Source organism: Ruminiclostridium cellobioparum DSM 1351 = ATCC 15832 (genome assembly GCF_000621505.1).
GTDB lineage: Bacteria > Bacillota > Clostridia > Acetivibrionales > DSM-1351 > Ruminiclostridium > Ruminiclostridium cellobioparum.
In genome coordinates, this window is record NZ_JHYD01000009.1 from 168,040 (window position 1) to 188,816 (window position 20,777).

20 protein-coding genes, 2 tRNA genes and 1 other RNA gene are annotated in these 20,777 nt (G+C 39.7%); 2 read left to right on the forward strand and 21 right to left on the reverse strand.

Features of this window, described 5'->3' with window-relative positions:
• Positions 1–9: 9 nt before the first annotated feature.
• The 9 genes from T344_RS0106380 to T344_RS0106420 all read right to left on the reverse strand — a co-directional run bounded on the left by T344_RS0106380 (position 10) and on the right by T344_RS0106420 (position 8,463).
• Positions 10–852: a carbohydrate ABC transporter permease gene (locus T344_RS0106380; protein ID WP_027628007.1), complete on the reverse strand. Its 843-nt coding sequence runs from the start codon at positions 850–852 to the stop codon at positions 10–12.
• 6 nt (positions 853–858) lie between these two features.
• A complete protein-coding gene (locus T344_RS0106385) occupies positions 859–1,776 on the reverse strand; it encodes a carbohydrate ABC transporter permease (RefSeq protein WP_051571624.1) in 918 nt (305 codons plus the stop codon).
• Between the two features lie 20 nt (positions 1,777–1,796).
• On the reverse strand, positions 1,797–3,197 hold the full coding sequence (locus tag T344_RS0106390) for an extracellular solute-binding protein (RefSeq protein ID WP_027628009.1): 1,401 nt from the start codon (positions 3,195–3,197) through the stop codon (positions 1,797–1,799).
• A 224-nt stretch (positions 3,198–3,421) separates the two neighbouring features.
• The gene (locus tag T344_RS0106395; RefSeq protein ID WP_027628010.1) at positions 3,422–4,444 is read right to left on the reverse strand and encodes a LacI family DNA-binding transcriptional regulator; all 1,023 of its coding nucleotides are present in this window, start codon (positions 4,442–4,444) and stop codon (positions 3,422–3,424) included.
• 403 nt (positions 4,445–4,847) lie between these two features.
• Complete coding sequence (locus T344_RS27720; protein WP_051571626.1) at positions 4,848–5,372, reverse strand: hypothetical protein; 525 nt, start codon at positions 5,370–5,372, stop codon at positions 4,848–4,850.
• A 343-nt stretch (positions 5,373–5,715) separates the two neighbouring features.
• On the reverse strand, positions 5,716–6,396 hold the full coding sequence (locus T344_RS0106410; protein ID WP_278246143.1) for an inositol monophosphatase family protein: 681 nt from the start codon (positions 6,394–6,396) through the stop codon (positions 5,716–5,718).
• A gap of 30 nt (positions 6,397–6,426) precedes the next feature.
• Positions 6,427–6,857, reverse strand: an RNA gene (rnpB, locus tag T344_RS29630) — RNase P RNA component class A.
• 78 nt (positions 6,858–6,935) lie between these two features.
• Positions 6,936–7,730: a Nif3-like dinuclear metal center hexameric protein gene (locus T344_RS0106415; RefSeq protein ID WP_027628012.1), complete on the reverse strand. Its 795-nt coding sequence runs from the start codon at positions 7,728–7,730 to the stop codon at positions 6,936–6,938.
• Between the two features lie 25 nt (positions 7,731–7,755).
• The gene (locus tag T344_RS0106420; RefSeq protein ID WP_027628013.1) at positions 7,756–8,463 is read right to left on the reverse strand and encodes a tRNA (adenine(22)-N(1))-methyltransferase; all 708 of its coding nucleotides are present in this window, start codon (positions 8,461–8,463) and stop codon (positions 7,756–7,758) included.
• Positions 8,464–8,567: 104 nt separating this feature from the next.
• Here T344_RS0106420 and T344_RS31230 point away from each other — a divergent pair, with 104 nt between their 5' ends.
• Entirely contained in the window at positions 8,568–8,741 is a 174-nt protein-coding gene (locus T344_RS31230) for a hypothetical protein (protein WP_169738695.1), read from the forward strand.
• Positions 8,742–8,838: 97 nt separating this feature from the next.
• On the opposite strand, the gene T344_RS27725 is transcribed toward T344_RS31230, so the two are convergent.
• The 6 genes from T344_RS27725 to T344_RS0106455 all read right to left on the reverse strand — a co-directional run bounded on the left by T344_RS27725 (position 8,839) and on the right by T344_RS0106455 (position 14,636).
• Positions 8,839–9,948, reverse strand: a complete 1,110-nt coding sequence (locus tag T344_RS27725) for an HD-GYP domain-containing protein (RefSeq protein ID WP_051571628.1) — start codon at positions 9,946–9,948, stop codon at positions 8,839–8,841.
• 674 nt (positions 9,949–10,622) lie between these two features.
• Positions 10,623–10,699 (reverse strand) — tRNA-Ile (locus T344_RS0106435).
• Between the two features lie 4 nt (positions 10,700–10,703).
• A tRNA-Asn gene (locus T344_RS0106440) sits at positions 10,704–10,779 on the reverse strand.
• A 303-nt stretch (positions 10,780–11,082) separates the two neighbouring features.
• Positions 11,083–12,162 (reverse strand): RNA polymerase sigma factor RpoD, encoded by a 1,080-nt coding sequence (gene rpoD, locus T344_RS0106445; RefSeq protein ID WP_004625832.1) that lies wholly within the window; start codon positions 12,160–12,162, stop codon positions 11,083–11,085.
• A gap of 24 nt (positions 12,163–12,186) precedes the next feature.
• Positions 12,187–14,004: a DNA primase gene (gene dnaG, locus T344_RS0106450; RefSeq protein WP_027628014.1), complete on the reverse strand. Its 1,818-nt coding sequence runs from the start codon at positions 14,002–14,004 to the stop codon at positions 12,187–12,189.
• Between the two features lie 350 nt (positions 14,005–14,354).
• Positions 14,355–14,636 carry a DUF6514 family protein gene (locus T344_RS0106455; RefSeq protein ID WP_027628015.1) on the reverse strand — a complete coding sequence of 94 codons (282 nt, stop codon included), beginning with the start codon at positions 14,634–14,636 and terminating at the stop codon, positions 14,355–14,357.
• A 310-nt stretch (positions 14,637–14,946) separates the two neighbouring features.
• Between T344_RS0106455 and T344_RS0106460 the strand changes: the two genes are divergently transcribed.
• Positions 14,947–15,243, forward strand: coding sequence for a hypothetical protein (locus T344_RS0106460; RefSeq protein ID WP_004625855.1), 297 nt, complete (start codon positions 14,947–14,949; stop codon positions 15,241–15,243).
• A 150-nt stretch (positions 15,244–15,393) separates the two neighbouring features.
• Here T344_RS0106460 and secF read toward each other — a convergent pair whose 3' ends face one another.
• From secF to T344_RS0106490, 6 genes are all read right to left on the reverse strand, one after another.
• Positions 15,394–16,359 (reverse strand): protein translocase subunit SecF, encoded by a 966-nt coding sequence (gene secF, locus T344_RS0106465; RefSeq protein WP_027628016.1) that lies wholly within the window; start codon positions 16,357–16,359, stop codon positions 15,394–15,396.
• The gene (gene secD / locus T344_RS0106470) at positions 16,352–17,710 is read right to left on the reverse strand and encodes a protein translocase subunit SecD (RefSeq protein WP_027628017.1); all 1,359 of its coding nucleotides are present in this window, start codon (positions 17,708–17,710) and stop codon (positions 16,352–16,354) included. The genes secF and secD overlap by 8 nt, the downstream gene beginning before the upstream one ends.
• 253 nt (positions 17,711–17,963) lie before the next feature.
• Positions 17,964–18,464 (reverse strand): gamma carbonic anhydrase family protein, encoded by a 501-nt coding sequence (locus T344_RS0106475; protein ID WP_004625750.1) that lies wholly within the window; start codon positions 18,462–18,464, stop codon positions 17,964–17,966.
• Positions 18,465–18,479: 15 nt separating this feature from the next.
• Complete coding sequence (gene scfB, locus T344_RS0106480; RefSeq protein ID WP_027628018.1) at positions 18,480–19,823, reverse strand: thioether cross-link-forming SCIFF peptide maturase; 1,344 nt, start codon at positions 19,821–19,823, stop codon at positions 18,480–18,482.
• Between the two features lie 197 nt (positions 19,824–20,020).
• Entirely contained in the window at positions 20,021–20,161 is a 141-nt protein-coding gene (scfA, locus tag T344_RS30270) for a six-cysteine ranthipeptide SCIFF (protein ID WP_004625848.1), read from the reverse strand.
• Positions 20,162–20,276: 115 nt separating this feature from the next.
• Positions 20,277–20,681, reverse strand: coding sequence for a TIGR04086 family membrane protein (locus T344_RS0106490; RefSeq protein WP_004625739.1), 405 nt, complete (start codon positions 20,679–20,681; stop codon positions 20,277–20,279).
• Between the last annotated feature and the right edge of the window lie 96 nt (positions 20,682–20,777).

Here is a 20,777-nt window from a genome sequence, read left to right on the forward strand (position 1 = left end):
CCCAAATTTTTATCCCTTCACTGCGCCTTCAGTCAGTGCCGACACAATGAATCTCTGCAGTATAATAAACAGTACCATCGTAGGTAAAATTCCAATTACACATGCCGCTGCCAGATAGTGTGTAGTAACCGCTTCAGTTGTCGATTGAAGATTGACAAGCCCCACCGAGATAGGGAACTTCCTGCCGTCATCCAGTAAAATAAACGGAACCACAAACTGTGACCAGCTATTTACCGCAATCAGCAGTGATACTGAGATAATTCCGGGAATAGTTACCGGGATCAGGATCTTCCTCAGTGCCTTCAATCTGCCGCAGCCATCAATAAGAGCGGCTTCATCCAGCTGTACCGGAATTGTATCCAGATATCCTTTGATATACCATGTTGCAAAGGGAACGCTTATCGCTATATATACCAGCATCAATGCAACCTGGCTATTGGTCATATTAATTTGACTGAAATACCGGTATAAAGGAATAACAATTACCAATGGTGAAATCATCTGAAAAATCAACACACCAAACATCATGCTTCTTTTAAACTTGAATTTCAATCTGGAAAAGGCATAGCCGGCCGGAAGCGTAATCAATAAGGTCCCTGCCACTGTAAATATTACGATGTATAAGGAATTCCAGAGATTTTTCAGAATTTGTGTATTATTTATCACAAATATATAATTTTCTATGTTAAAGCTTTTCGGAAAAATTTTAGGTGGCACCATAAATAATTCCGGTACCGTCTTCAGTGAAAGAGACAGCACCCAAACCACCGGATAGAGGAAAAACAGGCTTGTCAGAATATAAATCAAATAAATCCCCACTTTAGCCCCGGTTTGATTATAATTTTTCTTCATGCTGTCTCACACCTCACTTTTTTTCATTATATAGAAATAAACAGCCGCCATTATGGAATTTATCAGCAATAATAATACAGCGACAGAAGAACCCCTTCCTAAATCAAGCAGCTGGAAAATCTGCGTATAGGCGCTTAAAGCCAATACTTCGGTACTTCTTCCGGGTCCGCCGCCTGTTAATGTCATTACCATGTCAAAGGTATTAAATGTATATATTGTATTTAAAATAAGATTAATCAGCATAACAGGCATGACAGACGGAATTATAATTTTGAACAGTCTTCCCGCCGCACTGGCCCCGTCTACTCTTGCAGCCTCCAGTGTCTCTCCCGGAACTGTTTTTAACCCTGAGTAAAGCAATATCATACTTTGAGCAGTTCCTCTCCATACGTTTGCCACCGTAGCCGAAACAACGGCTATAAAAGGGTCGGTAAGAAACCTGACATGTCCTACTCCTATCAAAGTCAGGAAGTAATTTAAAATACCCGTGGGGGATTCGTCATACATCATCCTCCATATAATACCAATGATAACTCCCGGAATTACCATTGATATCAATGCAACAGTCCGCACAAATACGGTTCCGCGCAAATTCATACTTTCGCCCTTGTCAACCGACAGGGCAATAATGAATCCCAGCACCATTTGAAATACTACGCTGAAGAAAACAAAGAATGCTGTGACCTTTAACATTGCATAAAATCCCGAGTCCTGAAACAGATTCAAAAATGAATTAAGTGTGTAATTATACTCCGTCTCACCGATACGTGCATTGGTAAAACTAAGGCGGAGAATATCAAACATGGGATAGATAAACAAAGTTAAAAGTATTATTACCAACGGAGCCAGCCAGGGGATCGGGGTTTCACCCAATCCCTTCCTGCCTGACAAACGGTTTGATTTACCAATAGTTTCTCGGTTCATATTTTCACACCTTTGTCCTTTTACTTTTTAGAAGTAACAATTTTCCACGCATTATCAACAGCTTTTTCAGGTGTTGTCTGTCCTGCCAGAACATTATTGATTGCAATCTGAATTTCTTGTGAAATTGTGGGATATATATTTGCGGCCGGACGGACATAAGCAAATTGCAATTCTTCCTTGAATTTCTGTGCAAAAGGATCACTCTTTAAAAATTCCGCCTTTTCAAATACACTTTTTCTTGGAGGCAGATATCCTCCGGCACTGCACCAGCCTTCCATTCCCTGGTCATTCACATACATGTCGATGATAAAGTCAGCTGCAAGTTTGCGTTTTTGATCATCCTCGGTAAATACGGTAGATACCCATCCGCCGGCAGTACTTGCCCTTTGATCGGCCTCTGCCATGGGAATTGGCGCCACATCCCACAGTTCATCAAATTTATCGGCTATAACCGATCTGAGCTGGGCTGCCATATTGCTTACTCCCACGAACATTGCAACCTTTCCGGCAGCCAGGTCGGCATTCATATTCGGATCACTCTTGAAGTTCAGGACACGGGTTGGTGTAACACCTGTATCCACAGTGCTTTTTAAGAAATTTATATAATTTATCATGGCCGCCCTGTTTTCACCTTCTCCAAAAACAGGTGTTCCGTTGTCATCCACCAGTTTTCCGCCCTGTCCGAAGAAATATGGAAGGGTATTCATAGTTACATTTTCGTCACGGCCTGCCGAGTATAAAAATGCATCATATCCCTGGCCTTTTAGTTGTTTTCCTAAATCCAAAAGCTCCTGCCAGGTTTTAGGAGGATTTTTTACAATATCCTTGCGGTAGAAGAGAGCGCGGACATCAGTTGTGTACCAGAGTCCAAGTATCTTATCCTCCGGCTTCATAACCTTTTGGGCAAATGGAAACCAGTCATTGATATCAAGGTTTTTCTCCTGCACGACATCATCAATTGGCTGTGCGTATTTTGTAAAATTAGGGAATATATAAGAGTCAATTGCCGCTATGTCCGGTGCCTGTCCCGATGCTGCCTGAACAAGAATCTTTGCCATGGAATCGCTGATTGCGATAGTTGTTTGTATTGGTACAATTTTAACATCAGGGTGTTTTTCAGCCCATTCCTTTGCCTTCTTTGTCAGATATTCAACCTTTGCCTGGTTGGAATCCATCATGGAGTGTGCAGGAACCGGCTGCCAGGTAATTTCGGTTTTGGCATTTTTATCTCCTATTAATTGAGGAGTTACGGTTACATTTGCATTTGAATTATCGGTTTTTGAGCTCTGTTCGGACTGCGCAGCATTGGACTGTGCTGCAGTAGACTGCACTGATTGATTTTCATTTTTGTTCCCGCATCCTGCCAGGAAAATACCTGCAGCCATAACTACTGCCAAAAGCAAGGCTAAACCACGTTTCATAAAATAATCCTCCCTTTAATCCTTTATATATTTGCTGTTATTTAAAGAAAGTAAAATACCGTCCTTTTATTAGAAGCAGATTGAATATTGTCACCTCCAGCCTTAAACTATTTTTTTACACAGGACTGTATTTATACTTTTATAAGTGTGGGTTGTTAATTCATTCCATAAAATTAAGCAGATAGCGAAGGTGTAATCGATTACGCAAACATGAAAAAAGTATTTCAGCAAGACTTTCTAATAATTAAATTGGGTTTCATCACCATATTTTCGTATGTATCTCCCGCTTTGACAACCTCATCATTCATACGCTTTAACAGCAATTCCATAGATTTTTTACCCATTTCATACTTTGGTTGGGATATGGTTGTTAAAGGCACGTCAAGATATTGGTCCATTTCATCATCATTGTAACCAATAATTGCAACATCCTCGGGAATCCTTGCACCGCTTTCCACCAGGGCCTTGTAAGCTCCGATAGCCAGACTGTCGTTAATTGCAAACACTGCAGTAAAATCCAAAGGCCCTGAAGCCAGGTAGTTCTTTATAGCCATATACCCATATTTTTTCTGATCAAGAGTCTTGTCGGATAAACTGATTATTTTGTTGTCCTTGATTCCATTATTCTTAAGAGCGGTCGTATATCCTTCTATACGTTTTTCAATAGTAGAGCAGGGATACTCCGGGCCATTTAAAAGGACAATTTTCTTGTGTCCAAGAGATATGAAATGGCTCGTGGCTTGATATGCACCCATAAAATCATCGGTTGTAATGATATCGGTGTCTATGCCATCAATACGCCTGTCTATGAATACAAAAGGTATTTTTTCTTTTTTAAGTCGAAGGTAGCAGCCAATATCAACACCATGGGTGGGAGATACAATAATTCCATCTACCCGTCTTTCAATAAAAAGGTTGATGAGCTTTTTTTCTTTTTCGACTATTCCATTGGTACATCCCAGGATAACGCCATAGTTGTTTTGAGTTGCAATATCTTCAATTCCATGAAATATTTCGGCATAGAAGTGTCCGGCCATCAAATCATTAAAAATCAAGCCGATAGCCATTGAACGTTTTGAGCGCAAACCACTGGCCAGTATATTCGGACGGTAATCCAGTTCTTTGGCGACAGCCAGTATTGCATCACGGGTATCACTGCTGATGCGGTCTTTTCCATTTAATGCTCTATATACTGTAGTCTTGGATACTCCAACTTTTGCAGCAATATCATCCAGTGTGGCGCCCATTTTATCCTCCTATTCCACTAATATGCACAGCTGTTTTCATTTAAATCATTTTCAAGCTGTTCTCTATAAGGAATTATATTTGATATTAACAATGTAATATAGCGTAACCGATTACGCCATATATTTATTATACAATATCTCTAAACAATGTCAATGTTTTTTATATTATATTTTGCAACTTTTACAAGAGAGCTGTGCAAAATCCCAATATACGTAGTTGTAAAAACCGTTCGATAAGTAGAAATACCAGCCTTCAACATATACTTGAATTAAGGGCGACATCAATTTCTACGGTTTATCTTTTAAATAATTATCGTACCACTCCCTGCCGCTGCTCCAGTTCTTTTGCTCCGGCTCCTCTCCAAGAATTTCAGAACATGCAATCGCCATAACATACGTAATCCTAATTTTCTTTTGTATAGTCGTATGGGTTTGAAGATGCAGCATGTTTCGGATCCTGTACAACAGCGTCAAGTTTATCATCAATACTATCATCCAAACTCTTTTCAGCTGTGGCCAATTTGTCAAGATACTCTTTCAATTCCTGCTGATTTGCCCAGTAAGAGATATTTTTCAACCTTGTATTACTTCTCTGGATTTCAAAATCTTTTCCCGACCTTAAAATTAGAATTCCTCTGCCTGACTTTAGATTGATAATGATGCCGGATTCCGCTGTAGTCCCTGCAAAATTTTTATTCGGCCTTATATCTGTTGCACTGTTGAACCATTTTATCAGATTTTCTGTTAATACCCGGTCATTAACAGCAGTCATTTTTGTACCTGCCCCGTAAACCTGGATATCTGCAACATCATCAATGGAGACACTCTGATGCAAAGGTTTATATATCGCCTGGAAATACAGATAAACCCCCGCTGCCATGATCAAAATAGCAAGAAAAGTTATAGACAGGATAATCAGTTTTTTCACTTGAGAGCCTCCAGTCCTTAATTTAACTCGTTGTGCTAATTAATTTAAATTTTGCCTTACCGGTGTGATTTTTTATATCAAATGGTGACTTCCGTACTAACTTCATAAAATAAGTACGCACCCAAAACAATTACGAAAATTGTATCGCCTCATTATAAAGCAATTTTGCCGTCGCCGACAATTTATCGCAATTGTTTTTAACCGTGCGTCTTATTTCATGAAGTTGTCCTCACGCACCATTTGATTCTAATTAAATCTCTCTGTAAGCAAAACAATATTTCAATTGACACAATACGTTAATTTAGTGTTATTTCACATATCCTTCATACGAAGCTTGACCTGCTCAGAAGTAGCAGTCTCTGGCCCTATGATAGAAGTTTTTACTGGCGGCAATACACCCTTTTGTTTTATGACTCCATTCTGAAAAATCATAATTACAAATTGAACCACCTGCATTTTCAAGTATAAGTGCAGCTCCGGCATGTCCCTCCATATTACTTCCAAAATCAATAAAACAGTCAATCCTTCCCCGTGCCACATTACAAATATTCAAAGCTGGAGATAAGAGCCCCATTCCCTTTTTGCACTCGGTAAAAAGTAAAGGCCATTCCTGGTAATACCTGTTGATATTCCGGATATTGGCACTGAACCCAAAGACAATAAAACTGTTCCTGATTTCGCTGGTTTCAGACACATGAATAGGTTTATCATTAAGAAAGGAAGCCTTCTTCTCCTCTGTCGAATAATACATTTCGTCTGTAATGGGGTTATACACATAGGCTTCAACAATTTGATCGTTTTTCTCCAGACAAACAGAAATATTAAAATATGGTACGCCAAAAATGAAGTTTGCAGTCCCATCAATAGGGTCAATAATCCATCTTGTCCCTTGTTGATTTCCTATCTCACCGCACTCCTCTGAATAAAACGAAATGGTTGAATCAATGGATTTCAAGTCTGAAATAAGCATTTGTTCTATATCTCGTTTTTCCGGCTTTAAAAACCGTACAATAAGCAAAAACACCAGCCTTGAAAGCTAGTGTTTAGGCATATAAGTATGAGTAAGTCTATAAGCCGGGTTCTGTATTAAATGATCATCTATCTAGGCACTGTATTTCTACAGCGCTCAAGCCACCTCCCCGGGACTGACGGGCAGTCATTGCGTCCCTCCACGGCGTTGCTCCAGGTGGGGTTTACATAGCCGGCAAGTCACCATGCCGCTGGTGAGCTCTTACCTCACCTTTCCACCCTTACCATCTGGAAGTCGGAAGTTGGATGTTGGAAGACAGAAAACCTGAAAATTCTCCTATACTATTTTCTACCCTCTAACCTCCAACGTCTAACTTCCAGCTGGCGGTATATCTCTGTTGCACTTTCCTTAAAGTCACCTTCACCGGGAGTTACCCGGCACCATTGCCCTATGGAGCCCGGACTTTCCTCATGTACGCCTTTTCAGGCTGTACCTGCGATCATCTGGCTTACTCAATTATTTATTTGAAATATATTTAACTTTATAATATATCGTCCTTGGACAATTTATTATAGTTGCTGAATTTGGATATGTCAAGCAAAAATAAATGGATCGCTTTCCATTTTGCTGCATATCACCTCGATTGAAGCAAATTCATCAGCCAAAAGTTTTTGCAGTTTGGACAGTATCACATGTTCAGATGCAAAATGCCCCACGTCTACAATACACAGTCCCATCTCCCTGGCATCCAAAGCAGTATGATACTTTAAATCCCCTGTTATAAGCACATCCTGTCCAAGACTCCTTAAGTAATCCAGTTCGACATCAAAGCTTCCGCAAAATACAGCGACTTTTTTTACTTTATCGGGATGTGCTCCTATAACTCTGAGATTTGTTATATTCAAGCTTTTCTTTATATTATCAATAAACTCATTAAAGTCAGTCTCGTTCTCCAGAGTTCCTGTCCTGCCGAGACCCAAATTCTGATCATATCCCTGTGGAACATAAGTCTTTAATGCTCTTAAACCGTTAAGTCCTATGGTTTCTGCCAGAGTGTCATTTACTCCTCCGGCCGCAACGTCAAGATTGGTATGAGCGCTTATCACACTGATATCCTTTGTGACAAGGGTTTGAATCTGCTGCCCTTTTATTGTGTCAAAATCCAGCTTGCCAAGCTTTGAGAAAAGAAAGGGATGGTGTGATACTATGAGCTCAGCCTCACAGTCTATTGCCTCCCTGATGACCCTTGAAGTAACGTCCATGCACAGCAGTACCTTTTTCACCCCGTTATGCCGGCTGCCAACCATCAGCCCCACATTATCCCATGTTTCAGCGTAGTCCCACGGCGCAAGCTTATTTATAAAATCAAGTATCTCTCCAACCTTCATATACTCCTACTCCTTATAAACTATTCTATGATTTACCTTTATCAAGTTGACATATTAGCTTTAAATAATCACTTTTTAAACTCTGATAATGATTTAAAAGCCCGTCATTATCACGCATATCCTCCAGCTGCCCCAGTACCCTGTCTATTTGCCGCACCTTCATTTCACAATAGGACAATAACAGCGGATCGTGTTTTTTTATAAGACACTCTCCCACATGCAGCTGAAAATCTTCATAGCCTTTATTCTGCCCATCAAATCTGGCAGCCATAACACAATATATTTTATTTCCCTCTGCCGAAAGCTCTTCGTCAAAAATATTAAAATTATGATGGTACAGCCATTTTCTTACCACATCCAGGTCATTCATGGGCTGTAATACCAGCACAGCTTCACCGCAGACTTTTTCAGCACCGGCTTCCAATAATTCCGTTAAAAGTGTACCTCCCATACCCGCAATGATTATAGCATCTGCTTCATTTTTTCCTATGGTTTCAAGTCCGCTGCCCATTCTTGTTTCAATCACGTCACCAAGTTTGTATTTCAATATATTTCCATTCGCCGCCTGAACCGGCCCTATCCTGACATCAGAAGCAATTGCCTTTTTGCATCTTCCCTGCTGTATCAGGTATATTGGCAGGTAAGCATGGTCTGTTCCGATATCTGCCACAGTGCCGCACTCAGGAACCTTGTCTGCAATTAATTTCAGCCTTCCCTTAAGCTCCAAGCTCAAATCGTCCTCCAGATTTAAATCTTTTTTATTTTTATTGTATCGTCAAGGTAAATTATACACATAATATTAATGAATTATCAACTGGAAAGGAAGTAATAAGCAAAATGCCTCCCTACAAAAAAACAAATAAGGTAAATGATATTGAAAGGCCTCTGTCAACCAATATACTCGGCAGAGATATTCTTGGAATAAATCCGAACATCTCTGCAATTAATAAAACAGATCTGGAGCTTCAGGATGAAGCTCTGAGTATGGATTTTACGAAAAAAATCAAATAGCTAAATCCGCAATTTCCCGTCCGGTATTGTGGCCTTAGCTATGTATGATATCATTGACTATAACAGACAACCTGCATCAGATTTATAAAAATAAAAACTAACGGGGATCGGTATACATGTACTTACTGTAATCCCACAAAAGCTCGCTCAGTTCCACATCCTTTTCATATGTCAGATCCACAAAAACATTCTGAACCTTTACTATGGGTTTCAGCGGATTCAGCGGGTTTACATGCATCAATTCCCCGATCTCACCTGTATTCAGCATTACATAATCCCCGATATAATGGCATACAATCCTTTCAATAAACACTTTCAGCATGATCCGGTCCAACTGATTGGCCATCTCATCCTGCATATATTTCAATACTTCAAATACCGATTTTCTCTTTGAATAAACCTTGTCCGAGGTCATGGCATCATATACATCCGCTATGGCAAGCACCCTTGCGTATTGATGAATCTGGTCACCCTTGGCCCCCAGCGGATATCCTGAGCCGTCGGTCCGCTCATGGTGCATGAGTACAGCCATCTTAATCCCCTTGCTGATGTCATACATGTTTTCTACCATACGGTACCCATAGGTTGTATGATTCTGTATTTCTTCCAGCTCTTCGGGCAGCAGACTGCCCTTTTTATTCAAAATATTTGTGTCAACCTTTGCTTTCCCTACATCATGGAGCAGACCGGCCTTGGCAATCTCCTCCACCGATTTGGCGTCACAGCCAAGCCACTTTGCCAGAGTCATGGCCAATAGAGAAACGTTTACACAGTGGGCATATGTATATTCGTCAACTGTACGGATTGAATCAATACATTTCAGAACATCAAAGGAATCATGTACATTTTTTCTTATGTTAACCAATGCATGATCTACATTTCTGCTGTCCAGACTTTTTCCTGAATTAATGGTGTCCAGAACTTCCTTTACCTCCTGCTTGGCCTCTGTATATGACTGTGCGAGTTCTTCAGACATTTCTCTTTTCTTAATATCTTTTTCGAAACCGCTTATTTCCTCTACAACAATATTATCATCATAAATTTCGACCTGGATAGGTTTCAACCTGAACCTTTTGACCTTTTTCTCCAGAGTCTCGGTAATATATGTGCCTTTTGGAATCAGACAGGCACCTGCTTCAGTACAAATATCTTCTGTCAAGAGCATCCCTGCAACACAACTTTGCGCTGTAATATAAATATGCCGCATAAAGTAATTCCTCCAAACTGTAAATAAAGAGCAAAAATCATTATTACATAATTACAATTATACTATTACAACCAGCTTCCTCATGTTACTGCAATGGATTGGCATTAATTAAACATATCTTATCCTGAATTGGACAACCCGTTACAGATACGGGATATCATAAAAAGCACACTCCTTATCCTTGCCCCAACTTAAATTACATTTCCATAGTTTCTATTTTAACTTGTGGATTTTGCCTTGTAAACTAATATCTAACATTTTTGAAATTCTGTACAAATTCAGATGGATATTTTCGTTATATCTGCCATATTAAGCCCCGTCCGAGCGGCAGCGAGAAAAAGCCAGGCAATTTGCCTTCGCTAGGGAACCCTAGGTTCCCTTCGACGAAACACTACGTGTTTCTGAGCACCCTCCTTACACCGGCGAGGGGATTCCCCCCATGCTCATCATAGGTGGGCCTTCAGACGAGAACGTCACAACGAATGCCGGTGCGCATTCGTTGTAGTTCGAGAGTCCCTGTCAGGCTTGATCTTTATTCTTTAAAATCATATATAAATCAATAATACTATCAAATTAATTTAATATTATTAAGATCAAGCCTTATTCGAGCGGCAGCGAGAAAAGGCCCACCAAATAGAAAAGAGAACATACATATGTATGTTCTCTTTTCTATTTGGTGGGCCTTCAGGGACTCGAACCCCGGACCAACCGGTTATGAGCCGGTTGCTCTAACCAACTGAGCTAAAGGCCCGTTGTGGCTCCTCAAGTAGGACTTGAACCTACGACCCTGCGGTTAACAGCCGCATGCTCTACCGACTGAGCTATTGAGGAATATTTAAATTTTGATGTAATCGGCTTAACACCGCTTTATCATTGTGTTTCGGAGTGTTTTCTCACGAGCACAAATAATATTATACTTACGAACTGTCACACGGTCAACATTAAAATACCCGCTATTGAACTATTTAGCAAGATTATTACTCCCTTTCATTTATTTGTTTCACAATGCTACGTGTTGCTAATAATTACATATTCAAACTTCCAACAATATCTACCGGATTTTTTGCGGTAAAATAACAAAAGAAAGAAAAAAGACCCGTTTTCGAGTCTCTTATTTTCTTTTTTCAGCTTATATCAATCCAAATAGTCCTTTAACTTTTTGCTTCTGCTTGGATGTCTCAATTTTCTCAACGCCTTTGCCTCAATCTGACGGATACGTTCTCTTGTTACGTTGAATTCCTTACCAACCTCTTCAAGGGTTCTGGCACGGCCGTCATCAAGACCGAATCTCAGCCTGAGCACCTTTTCTTCGCGGGCTGTCAGAGTATCCAGAACATCAATAAGCTGTTCCTTGAGTAAAGTAAATGCCGCAGCTTCAGCAGGTGCCGGTGCATCATCATCGGGAATGAAGTCACCCAGATGGCTGTCCTCTTCTTCACCGATAGGTGTTTCCAATGATACGGGCTCCTGTGATATTTTCATTATCTCCCGCACCTTGTCAACCGACATGCCTATTTCCTTGGCAATTTCATCAGGCTGGGGTTCTCTTCCCAATTCCTGGAGCAGCTGCCTTGATACTCTGATAAGTTTGTTTATAGTTTCAACCATATGAACCGGAATACGTATAGTCCTGGCCTGGTCCGCAATGGCTCTGGTTATGGCCTGTCTGATCCACCAGGTGGCATAGGTACTAAACTTGAAGCCCCTTCTGTAATCAAACTTTTCAACAGCCTTGATCAAACCCAGATTACCTTCCTGTATTAAATCCAGGAACTGCATACCCCTGCCTACATATCTTTTTGCAATACTTACAACCAGCCTCAGGTTTGCTTCGGCAAGCCTTCTCTTAGCCTCAATATCGCCGTTTTCCATTCTGTGGGCAAGATCTATTTCTTCATCCGCCGTTAAAAGGGGTACTTTACCGATTTCCTTAAGGTACATTCTTACAGGGTCATCAATACTTATTCCTTCAGGTATGCTGATGTCCAGCTCTTCGTCGGCCAGCTGTATTTCTTCCATTTCGGCTTCAATATCGCCAATAACATCAATACCCATATTTTCCAGGGTCTCATATATCTTTTCTATATGTTCCGGTTCAAGCTCTATTTCCTCAAAAGCATCGATTATTTCCTTATAGGTGAGCATTCCCTTCGACTTGCCCTTATCAATCAAATCCTTAAGTATTGCTTTTCTGGTTTCCTGATTATGCTTCATAAGTTCCCCTCCTTTCATGGAAAATTATAAACCTTTCTTCATTACAGCTATATTCAATACAATACTGCTTAATTCCCGATTTAATAACTCAACATCTCCTTCTGTCAGATCAGATCTCTTTTTTAATTCGATAATTTCATCTTTTCTTGCTTCCAAACCAATTAGATTCATTCTTTTTAGTATATCCAGTGCTGCTTTCCTATTGTCCTCGAAAACACTCTGTGATTGTATTATATTTGCAAAACTCTCGGCAAGAGCCGGTGAAAGTTTATTTAATATCTCTCCGGTCAATATTCCGGACTTATTTTCAATCCTTTCAATTGCAAAACTGAAGGCCTGTCTTATCTCACTTGATTTTATGTTTTCAAGCTTTATAGAATCCTTGATCTGAAAATATACATTATTTTCAATACAGATTGTAGACAGCAGCATCAGTTCAAGCTTATTAAGCCTTTCCTCGGTTGTTTCAGCCCTGCGTTCCCTTTTGACACTGTTCTTTTTAACCAATCCTGTATCTCTTGTCTGCCTTATGCCGGCTTTGTCCTTTCGCTGCTGCCGCTTTGCCAGTTCGGAATAAATGGATTGTTCACTTACTCCAATTTCCCTGGACAGCTTTGTTACATAAAGCTCTCTTTCTACATTATTGTCAATTTTGTCCAAGATAACCATAGCGTTATCAATAAACTTGACTTTTCCGTCATTTGTCGTGGTGTCGATTTTATTATCCAGAAGATCGAGTTTAAAATCCACCAGATTTCTGGCTTTGCTTACAATTCTCCTGAATTCGTCAACACCCCGCGTTTTAATAAATTCATCCGGGTCTTTGCCGGAGGGCAATGTCAAAACCTTGACATTACAGCCGATTTCATTGAGTAAATCCAAGCCTCTAAGTGCAGCGGCCTGTCCGGCATTGTCAGAATCAAATGATAATACTATTTCTTCCGTATATTTTTTAAGAAGCTTGCCTTGATTCTCTGTTAATGCCGTACCTAAAGGTGCAACTGCATTTATTATTCCACTTTGATGTAAGGATATAACATCCATGTAGCCTTCTGCTAAAATTATCTGTTTGGCACAGGCATTTTTGGCAAAATTCATGGCATACAGATGCTTTCCCTTATGATAGACTTCGGTTTCAGGGGAATTCATATATTTGGGCTGTGATGAATCCATTACTCTTCCGCCAAAGGCTATTACATTTCCCCTTATGTCAAATATGGGAAACATAATCCTTCCCCGGAATCTGTCATAAATCTTTTTTGTCTCTTCCTTGAATATAACCAATCCGCTGCTTATGATGCTTTTTTCACTATGGCCTTTACTCTTAAGATGTCTGTAAAGTGTATCAAAGCTGTCAACTGCGTATCCCAGACCAAACTTTATAATAGTCTGCCTCTCAATCCTGCGGTCCAGCAAATATGCCAGCGGCACTTTGTTATTACCGTTCATCAGGTTGTTGTGAAAAAACCTTGCAGTCTCTATGTTTATTTCCAGGAGCTCCTTTTTCAACCTGGCCTTTGCGTCATCCTGAACACCCGTATCAGTCTCGGGAATTGGTATTTTAGCTCTCTCGGCAAGTAATTTCAATGCTTCCGGGAAGTCCAAATTTTCTATTCCCATAATGAAGTGAATCACATTGCCGCCTTTTCCACACCCAAAACAGTTAAATATTTGTTTTACAGGCTCAACCGAAAAAGACGCGGTTTTCTCATTGTGAAAAGGACATCTGCCAAAATAATTCTTTCCCTTCTTATCCAACTTAACATATTCGGAGATTACATCAACAATATCATTATTTACTCGAATTTCCTCAATTAGATCCTCAGGAAATAAATATGCCATTATGCATTACAGTCCAATCTTGTTTGATAAACACTTAATTGATTTATCAAATATTATAAACATATAAACTGCTATTTATTTTGAAATAGCACAAATGTCTGCCAATTACAACCGAAGCCCGTATTACCCGGATAATTGATAATAACCGATAGTAATTGACTTAATAATTGTTCGACATTATTATTAATATTCCTTCTTTTTTAATAAAAAAAGTATACCCAAAGTAATTTTCATTAACCTTTGAGCATACCCTGATTGATCCTTTTTTGAATTCCATCTTTATTTATTGCTGAACTTTTTATTCTAATACATATATAATAGTATTCTGTTGAACATTTTAAGAATGGGATTTATGCTATACAATCATATATAACATCCCGGGCACTTACAGGAGTGACAGAATTTTTGTGCATAAGATTTATCAATTCCATGGTCTGGTCTTTGGAAGGCAAAACATCATTTATTATGGCTGTCTCTGATTCACCGCTGTCCTTGGTCATGTTAATCTGAATTCCATATGTACAGGAATTGTCAGTTTCGCAGCATACCAAATAATAATCCAAATTAAGTTCTTTGCTTTTGTATTTTACCGATTCATCAATTTCCAGTTTCTTTGAGCAGATCAGTTCCATCTCATTTACCTCCTCATTTGTTTTACAGTATCCTATAAGTGTCTATAGCGTAATTATAATATATTGCCTGACTCTACATCTACACAAAAGTTTTTAGTAAATTCGACTGCTTAGCATAAATTAATTCCAAAGATTGTAATTATGATGTCGAAGTATGCAATATTATCAATTATTTACATTGAACTTATACCCTATAGATGATAATATTTTATGTGAGCCAGGTCATTTTTTCTTCAAGTTTTAATGATTCCTCAGAATATACTTACTTATTATATTTTAATTCTTTCAGTTCAGATCAGGGGGGTATTCCATGGAAAGCAAGGAAAAAAACAAATCAAGAAGGTTAAGTATTCTCAAACTTGTGAATTCTGCAATTTGTGATATGGAGCAATTTCCTAAAAAAATGCTGAAGTACGCGACCCCGGCAACTTTAACCGTATTGGCAATAGCCACCGTCTTATTCGTAGCCAATAAAACAAGCAGTAATTTCAGCAGTGTTTTTGAATTCACAACAACCACTCTCATTTCCAACAGTATATTTGTATTGGCAGAATTCATAATAGCCTCGTTGGTTATTGATATAATTATTAAGAAAAGATCACAATAATTATTTTTCGACAATTTTTGCCATGAGATAAGAACCTCTGAATGGATATTCTCCATATGCGGGTTCTTTTTATTTTAACAACCGAAGTTTGTATACGTTAAAAAAATCCGGGAGCTTACGGCGCTCCCGGATTTTTTTATATTATTGAGATTAAGCTTTAACAGCTTTAGTTTTCTTCTGGCTTTCCTTCCACATAACATATAACGGGCTGGCTATGAAGATTGATGAATAACAACCTGCAGCTATACCTATTATAAGCGGGAAGCTGAATTCTTCTATTGATACTATACCGTTGACTTTTGCAAAAATGTAAACGGTGGTGATAGCGATCAGCGATGTTACAACAGTATTTATTGATCTGTTAAGAGTCTGCATTATACTGTCATTAACAAGCTCAGGCAGCGGCACTTTCCTGAGAAGCCTGCTATTTTCCCTGATACGGTCGTATATAATGATGGTATCATTCATTGAATAACCGACAACTGTGAGGATAGCTGCTATAAACGACTCATTGACCGGAATCTGGAATATCAGATAAACCGATATCATAATCAATACGTCATGCAAAACACCGACAACTGCAAAAACACCGGCCGATAAACCTGACATTACCCTGAACCTGATCCAAACATATATGATAATCAGTGCAAAAGCAATTGCTACAGCTTTTAAACCATTCTGCATTATTTCCTTGCCTATAAACGGCTCAACACTTTCCTCACTTATAACAGGATCGTCTGAAGTAAGCTTGAATTCCTTGATTACTGCTTCTTCAACCGTTGTTACCTCAGTATTTGTAAGTGTATTCTCGCTGCCTATATTTATCTTTATAACGTCATAGCTGGAGTTGCTGCCATTTACATCAAATGCGGCGGACTTCTGAACAGATGCAGGCTTGTCTATTGTTTTGGTTACAAACTCCGCAATTTGTGTCTGCAGCTGCTGGGTATTTGCATCGGTAAACATGTCCTTGTTAGCTCTCAATTCAATAACTGTCCCGCCTTCAAACTGGATATCCAGCTTAAAGCCCATTGCAAAATAGGATACTATTCCAGCAAGAATGATTACAGCTGAAAGTATGAAAAAGTAATTTCTTTTAGTGTATAAATTAACCATTTGCCTTACCCCCTTTCAGTCTTGCGCTTACACCATATAAAACAGGGTGCTTTGCTATATCCAGATCAGATACTGCATTAAGCATAAGTCTGGTTGCTGTAACAGCAGTTATGAAGCTTAATATAACACCTATCAACAAAGTGTATGCAAAGCTCTGGATGGGGCCTGTACCAAATTTCAACAGTACCAGGGCTGCTATTATTGTCGTTATGTTACCGTCAAGAACCGCAGAGAATGCTCTCTTGAATCCCACTTCAATGGCAGTTCTGAGTGTTTTTCCGCCTCTGATTTCTTCCTTTATTCTTTCAAATATGATTACATTGGCATCAACCGCCATACCAATCGTAAGGATAAGACCGGCGATACCCGGCAGTGTAACTGTTATATGCATCCAGGATAAAGCCAGAAGCTCCATTACTGTGTGCAGGAACAGGGCGATTGCTGCAATAAAGCCCGGTAATCTATAATATCCAACCATGAATAAACATATTAAAATGAAAGCCACAACAAATGCTTCAATACTAACCGACAGAGCATTCGACCCAAGCGTCGGACTTATATTGTTGACCTGTTTTGCTTCAAGCTTGAAAGGAAGAGCACCGGATTTTATAAGTCCTGCGAGTTCTTTGGCTTCCGCCTGCTGCTCATTTACAGGTGTACCATTAAGGGATATCCTTGCTGTTCCGTTTGGAATTGCCTCATTAACTACCGGAGCACTGATTTGCTTATTGTCCATGAATATTGCTATAGGCCTTCCGACAAGTCTTGCTGTAGCTTCAGCAAATTTTTTAGCTCCTTCGTCGGACATCTTAAGAGAGATCTGGAATCCCGAACCGTCCTGGGATGGCTCCGAGGTCGCATCTTTTATATCCTGACCCTGAAGGATTATTCTCTTCTTTTCGTCCTCTTTTGTCGGATCGGCAGGAATATAAGTGCCATCGGCATTCTTTTTGGTCTCGTCGACTTCCTGGAATGTCAAAAGAGCAGTCTTTCCTATTTCTTCTATTGATTTCTGAGGGTCGAATGATTCGCCCTTTTTGTGTGGAATCTGAACAAGAACGTAACCCTTCTGATAATCGACAGTTACGACTCTGTCAAAAATATTTTTTGAATCCAATCTCTTTTCTATGGTAAACCTAGCTGAATCCAAGTCCTTTTCGGATGGTTTTTTCCCATCTTCGGTTATTGCATAAAGCTTTGCGTCTACTCCTCCCTGAATATCAATACCCGGTCTTATATCCTTCGCACCTGGTATGTCAAATCCTGCGAAAGAACCGAAAGCTGCTATCCAGGTTAAAATTCCGGTGATAACTAATATCGAGAAAAATTTAACCGCGTTGCTTCCTCTCATCTGTTGTATTCCCCCTTAAATTTAATGATGAATCTTCATTTTTTGGACTGCAAAAGAAGGACTGAATTTTGCAGACTACATTGATTTGCGGCAAAGATTCATCCCACTTACGCCATTATATAACTAAGAAAAATCCTAGTCAACAAGTAAGTCTCAATGTTCACTATAAATTTACAACTATTTACTTATTTTATGAACCAAATCACAACAAAATGCAATAATTTATGAAATATATCCCCATAAATATTATTAATTATTTGTAATATTTTAACAGACTTATATATTCATTGGCATTGAGTTTTATCTCTTCTATCTCCTGCTCTGACAAAACCCTGGTCACTACCGCAGGACTGCCGGCAATCAGGCTTCCGTCAGGTATCCTGGTCCTGGGAGTAACTACGCTTCCGGCGGCAACAAGACAATTATTGCCTATTACCGAATCATCAAGCACTATTGCACCCATTCCGATCAGCGTATTGTTGCCTATATGGCAGCTGTGCAATATTGCTCCATGTCCCACTGTAACATGTGAACCGATCTTTACGTCCGCACCTTTTTTGCAGTGCAGAATACAACCTTCCTGTATGTTGGTGAAGTCACCGACAACTATGCTATCAATATCTCCTCTTAAAACCGCATTGTACCAGACAGTCGCACTTTCTCCCAGCACAACGTCACCTATAACGGTGCTGTTTGGTGCGACAAACGCAGTTTCATGAATCTTTGGTGTAATGTTGTTAAAATCTCTAATCACAATGTTTACCCCTTCTCATTCTTGAGTTTTTATCCAGATTGCACATTCAACTCTCTTCTTTTCAAGTTCACAGCCTATCTTATACGGGACATTGATGTCATTATTAAATTGATATGCATTGGCAGCGCAGCCGCCGCTGCAATAAAATTTTGCCCAGCAGTCGGCACAATCCTTCTTAGTATAGACATTTGATTTCTGAAAATCCTGCTGGGAGCCTGTGTTAAACTCGCCCTGATGGATATTGCCCATCTTGAACTTCTCGTCCCCCACGAACTGATGGCAGGGGTACAGATCACCCTCAGGAGTCACAGCCAGGTACTCGTGGCCCGAGCCACAGCCTCCAAGCCTTTTTATTACACAGGGCCCCTGCTGCAGATCTATCATGAAATGAAAGAAATTAAAGCCTTTACCTTCCTTTTCCCTCTTTACATATTCATATGCCAGTCTCTCGTATTCTGAAAACAGCATGTCCAAATCCTGTTCTCTGATATCATAGCCTGAATCCCTGGCGGCAACCACAGGCTCTACCGAGATTTGCTTAAAACCCTGATCTGCCAGATGGAGTACATCTTCTGCAAAATCAAGATTTTCTCTGGTAAAAGTACCTCTTACATAATAATTATCCTGATTTCTTGATTCGGCCATGTCCTTTATTTTGGGGAGAATACTGCCATAAGTGCCTGAACCGTCGATCCTAGGTCTCATTCTATCGTTTGTTTCACTTCGGCCGTCAATACTCAGGACCACATTGTGCATATTTTTATTAATGAATTCTTTATTGTCTCCATTTAATAATAACGCATTGGTGGTTATTGTAAATCTGAAATTTTTTCCGGCTTCCTTTTCTCTGCTCCTGGCATATTCAACTATTTCCTTTACTGCCTCAAAGTTCATGAGAGGCTCTCCGCCAAAAAAGTCAACTTCAAGATTGCGCCTGTTGGCCGATTTTTCTATGAGGAAATCAATGGCTTTTTTTCCGGTCCCGGCATCCATCATTGTCCTGTGTCCGCCAAAGCTTCCCGTTGAAGCAAAACAGTATTTGCAGCGTAAATTGCAGTCATGGCATATATGCAGGCACAAAGCCTTGACCACCGGCTTTCTCTCCCACTTCCCAACAGCATCGGCATATGAATCCTCACTGAAGAGCAGCCCCTTGGATTCCAGAGCGGTTACTTCATTATAAGCCTCCAGGATTTCCTCTTCACTGTATTTTGAACTCAAAGTTTCCAGTATCTCATCTCTGGACCTGGTCCTGTATATATCGACAACATCGCAGGCAGCATCGTCAAATACGTGCACCGCTCCGCTGTTTATATCCAGGACTATGTTGGTATCATACATTTTGTACTTGTGAATCATTGTCTCTCCATCCGCGTGCCTGTTCCGCAAGCGCAGGGGCACGCATAAAAAATCAGTAAATAATACGCCGGGGTTTGAGGACGCGAAGAACGGCATGCAAGCCTGAATATGAACCTCGCGTTTGTCCCATAAAAAAGTGAAAAGTGTTTTAACACCTTTCACTTTTAATATTAATATCCAATATAAACTTAAAGTTATTACTTCTTTTCACAGCTTTGGTTTGCAACAGTACATGATGTTTTGCAGGCTGACTGACATGAAGTCTGACATTCGCCGCAGCCGCCATGAGAAAGGCTTTCTTTTAAAGTGGCACTGTTAATTGTCTTTATGTGTTTCATCTCTTTTAGTCCCTCCTATTAGTTATTCTTAGCAGATTATAGCACAATTCAAAGGGTTTGAAAAGGCATAATTTGTAAAGCTGTTTAACCGTTAACCATGTTTGTGATTACAAAATCAACGGAGATTGATTCCGAATATACCGCCAAGGCAACCTACGATTGCTCCTATCACAACAGTCAAAAGCACCTGGACATCAATGGCGAAATTCATGAAAACTATGCTGCTTGCCAGGTAAAGAATTGCAACATACAATACCCCCACTATACACCCATTCATCCAGCCCTTGCTTCTCACATTCCTGGTGGAGTATGCAGATGCCGTCAGAACACTGATGACAGTGGTAATCAATACAGCAATGAAAGTATATTTTTCAGGAAAATCCGTGTACGTCAAAAATAAAGCAAAGCCAAGAAAACATGGAAGTGTTATGAGAAACGATAATATTAATCCTTTTAATACTCTCGGTAAATTTACATGTTCATCAAGCTGCTTCTTTAGTCCTGGTATTTGTCCGGCCATATTGTACCTCCAAAAATAAAATATAATAATCCCTTCTTTTATATCTTATTTTTGGGGCAGGCTCCTTAGAACAAGCCGTAACTAATTTGTCTATAA

Excerpts from the sequence above, each read along its gene's own strand:
- T344_RS31230 (WP_169738695.1), top strand. The coding sequence starts at position 8,568 with ATGCCTCCCTACAAAAAAACAAATAAGGTAAATGATATTGAAAGGCCT.
- T344_RS0106490 (WP_004625739.1), bottom strand. The coding sequence starts at position 20,681 with ATGGCCGGACAAATACCAGGACTAAAGAAGCAGCTTGATGAACATGTA.
- T344_RS0106385 (WP_051571624.1), bottom strand. The coding sequence starts at position 1,776 with ATGAACCGAGAAACTATTGGTAAATCAAACCGTTTGTCAGGCAGGAAG.
- T344_RS0106395 (WP_027628010.1), bottom strand. The coding sequence starts at position 4,444 with ATGGGCGCCACACTGGATGATATTGCTGCAAAAGTTGGAGTATCCAAG.
- T344_RS0106390 (WP_027628009.1), bottom strand. The coding sequence starts at position 3,197 with ATGAAACGTGGTTTAGCCTTGCTTTTGGCAGTAGTTATGGCTGCAGGT.
- secD (WP_027628017.1), bottom strand. The coding sequence starts at position 17,710 with ATGAGAGGAAGCAACGCGGTTAAATTTTTCTCGATATTAGTTATCACC.
- T344_RS27725 (WP_051571628.1), bottom strand. The coding sequence starts at position 9,948 with ATGCGGCATATTTATATTACAGCGCAAAGTTGTGTTGCAGGGATGCTC.
- scfB (WP_027628018.1), bottom strand. The coding sequence starts at position 19,823 with ATGATTCACAAGTACAAAATGTATGATACCAACATAGTCCTGGATATA.
- scfA (WP_004625848.1), bottom strand. The coding sequence starts at position 20,161 with ATGAAACACATAAAGACAATTAACAGTGCCACTTTAAAAGAAAGCCTT.
- dnaG (WP_027628014.1), bottom strand. The coding sequence starts at position 14,004 with ATGGCATATTTATTTCCTGAGGATCTAATTGAGGAAATTCGAGTAAAT.
- T344_RS0106455 (WP_027628015.1), bottom strand. The coding sequence starts at position 14,636 with ATGGAACTGATCTGCTCAAAGAAACTGGAAATTGATGAATCGGTAAAA.
- T344_RS0106415 (WP_027628012.1), bottom strand. The coding sequence starts at position 7,730 with ATGAAGGTTGGAGAGATACTTGATTTTATAAATAAGCTTGCGCCGTGG.
- T344_RS0106460 (WP_004625855.1), top strand. The coding sequence starts at position 14,947 with ATGGAAAGCAAGGAAAAAAACAAATCAAGAAGGTTAAGTATTCTCAAA.
- secF (WP_027628016.1), bottom strand. The coding sequence starts at position 16,359 with ATGGTTAATTTATACACTAAAAGAAATTACTTTTTCATACTTTCAGCT.
- rpoD (WP_004625832.1), bottom strand. The coding sequence starts at position 12,162 with ATGAAGCATAATCAGGAAACCAGAAAAGCAATACTTAAGGATTTGATT.
- T344_RS0106380 (WP_027628007.1), bottom strand. The coding sequence starts at position 852 with ATGAAGAAAAATTATAATCAAACCGGGGCTAAAGTGGGGATTTATTTG.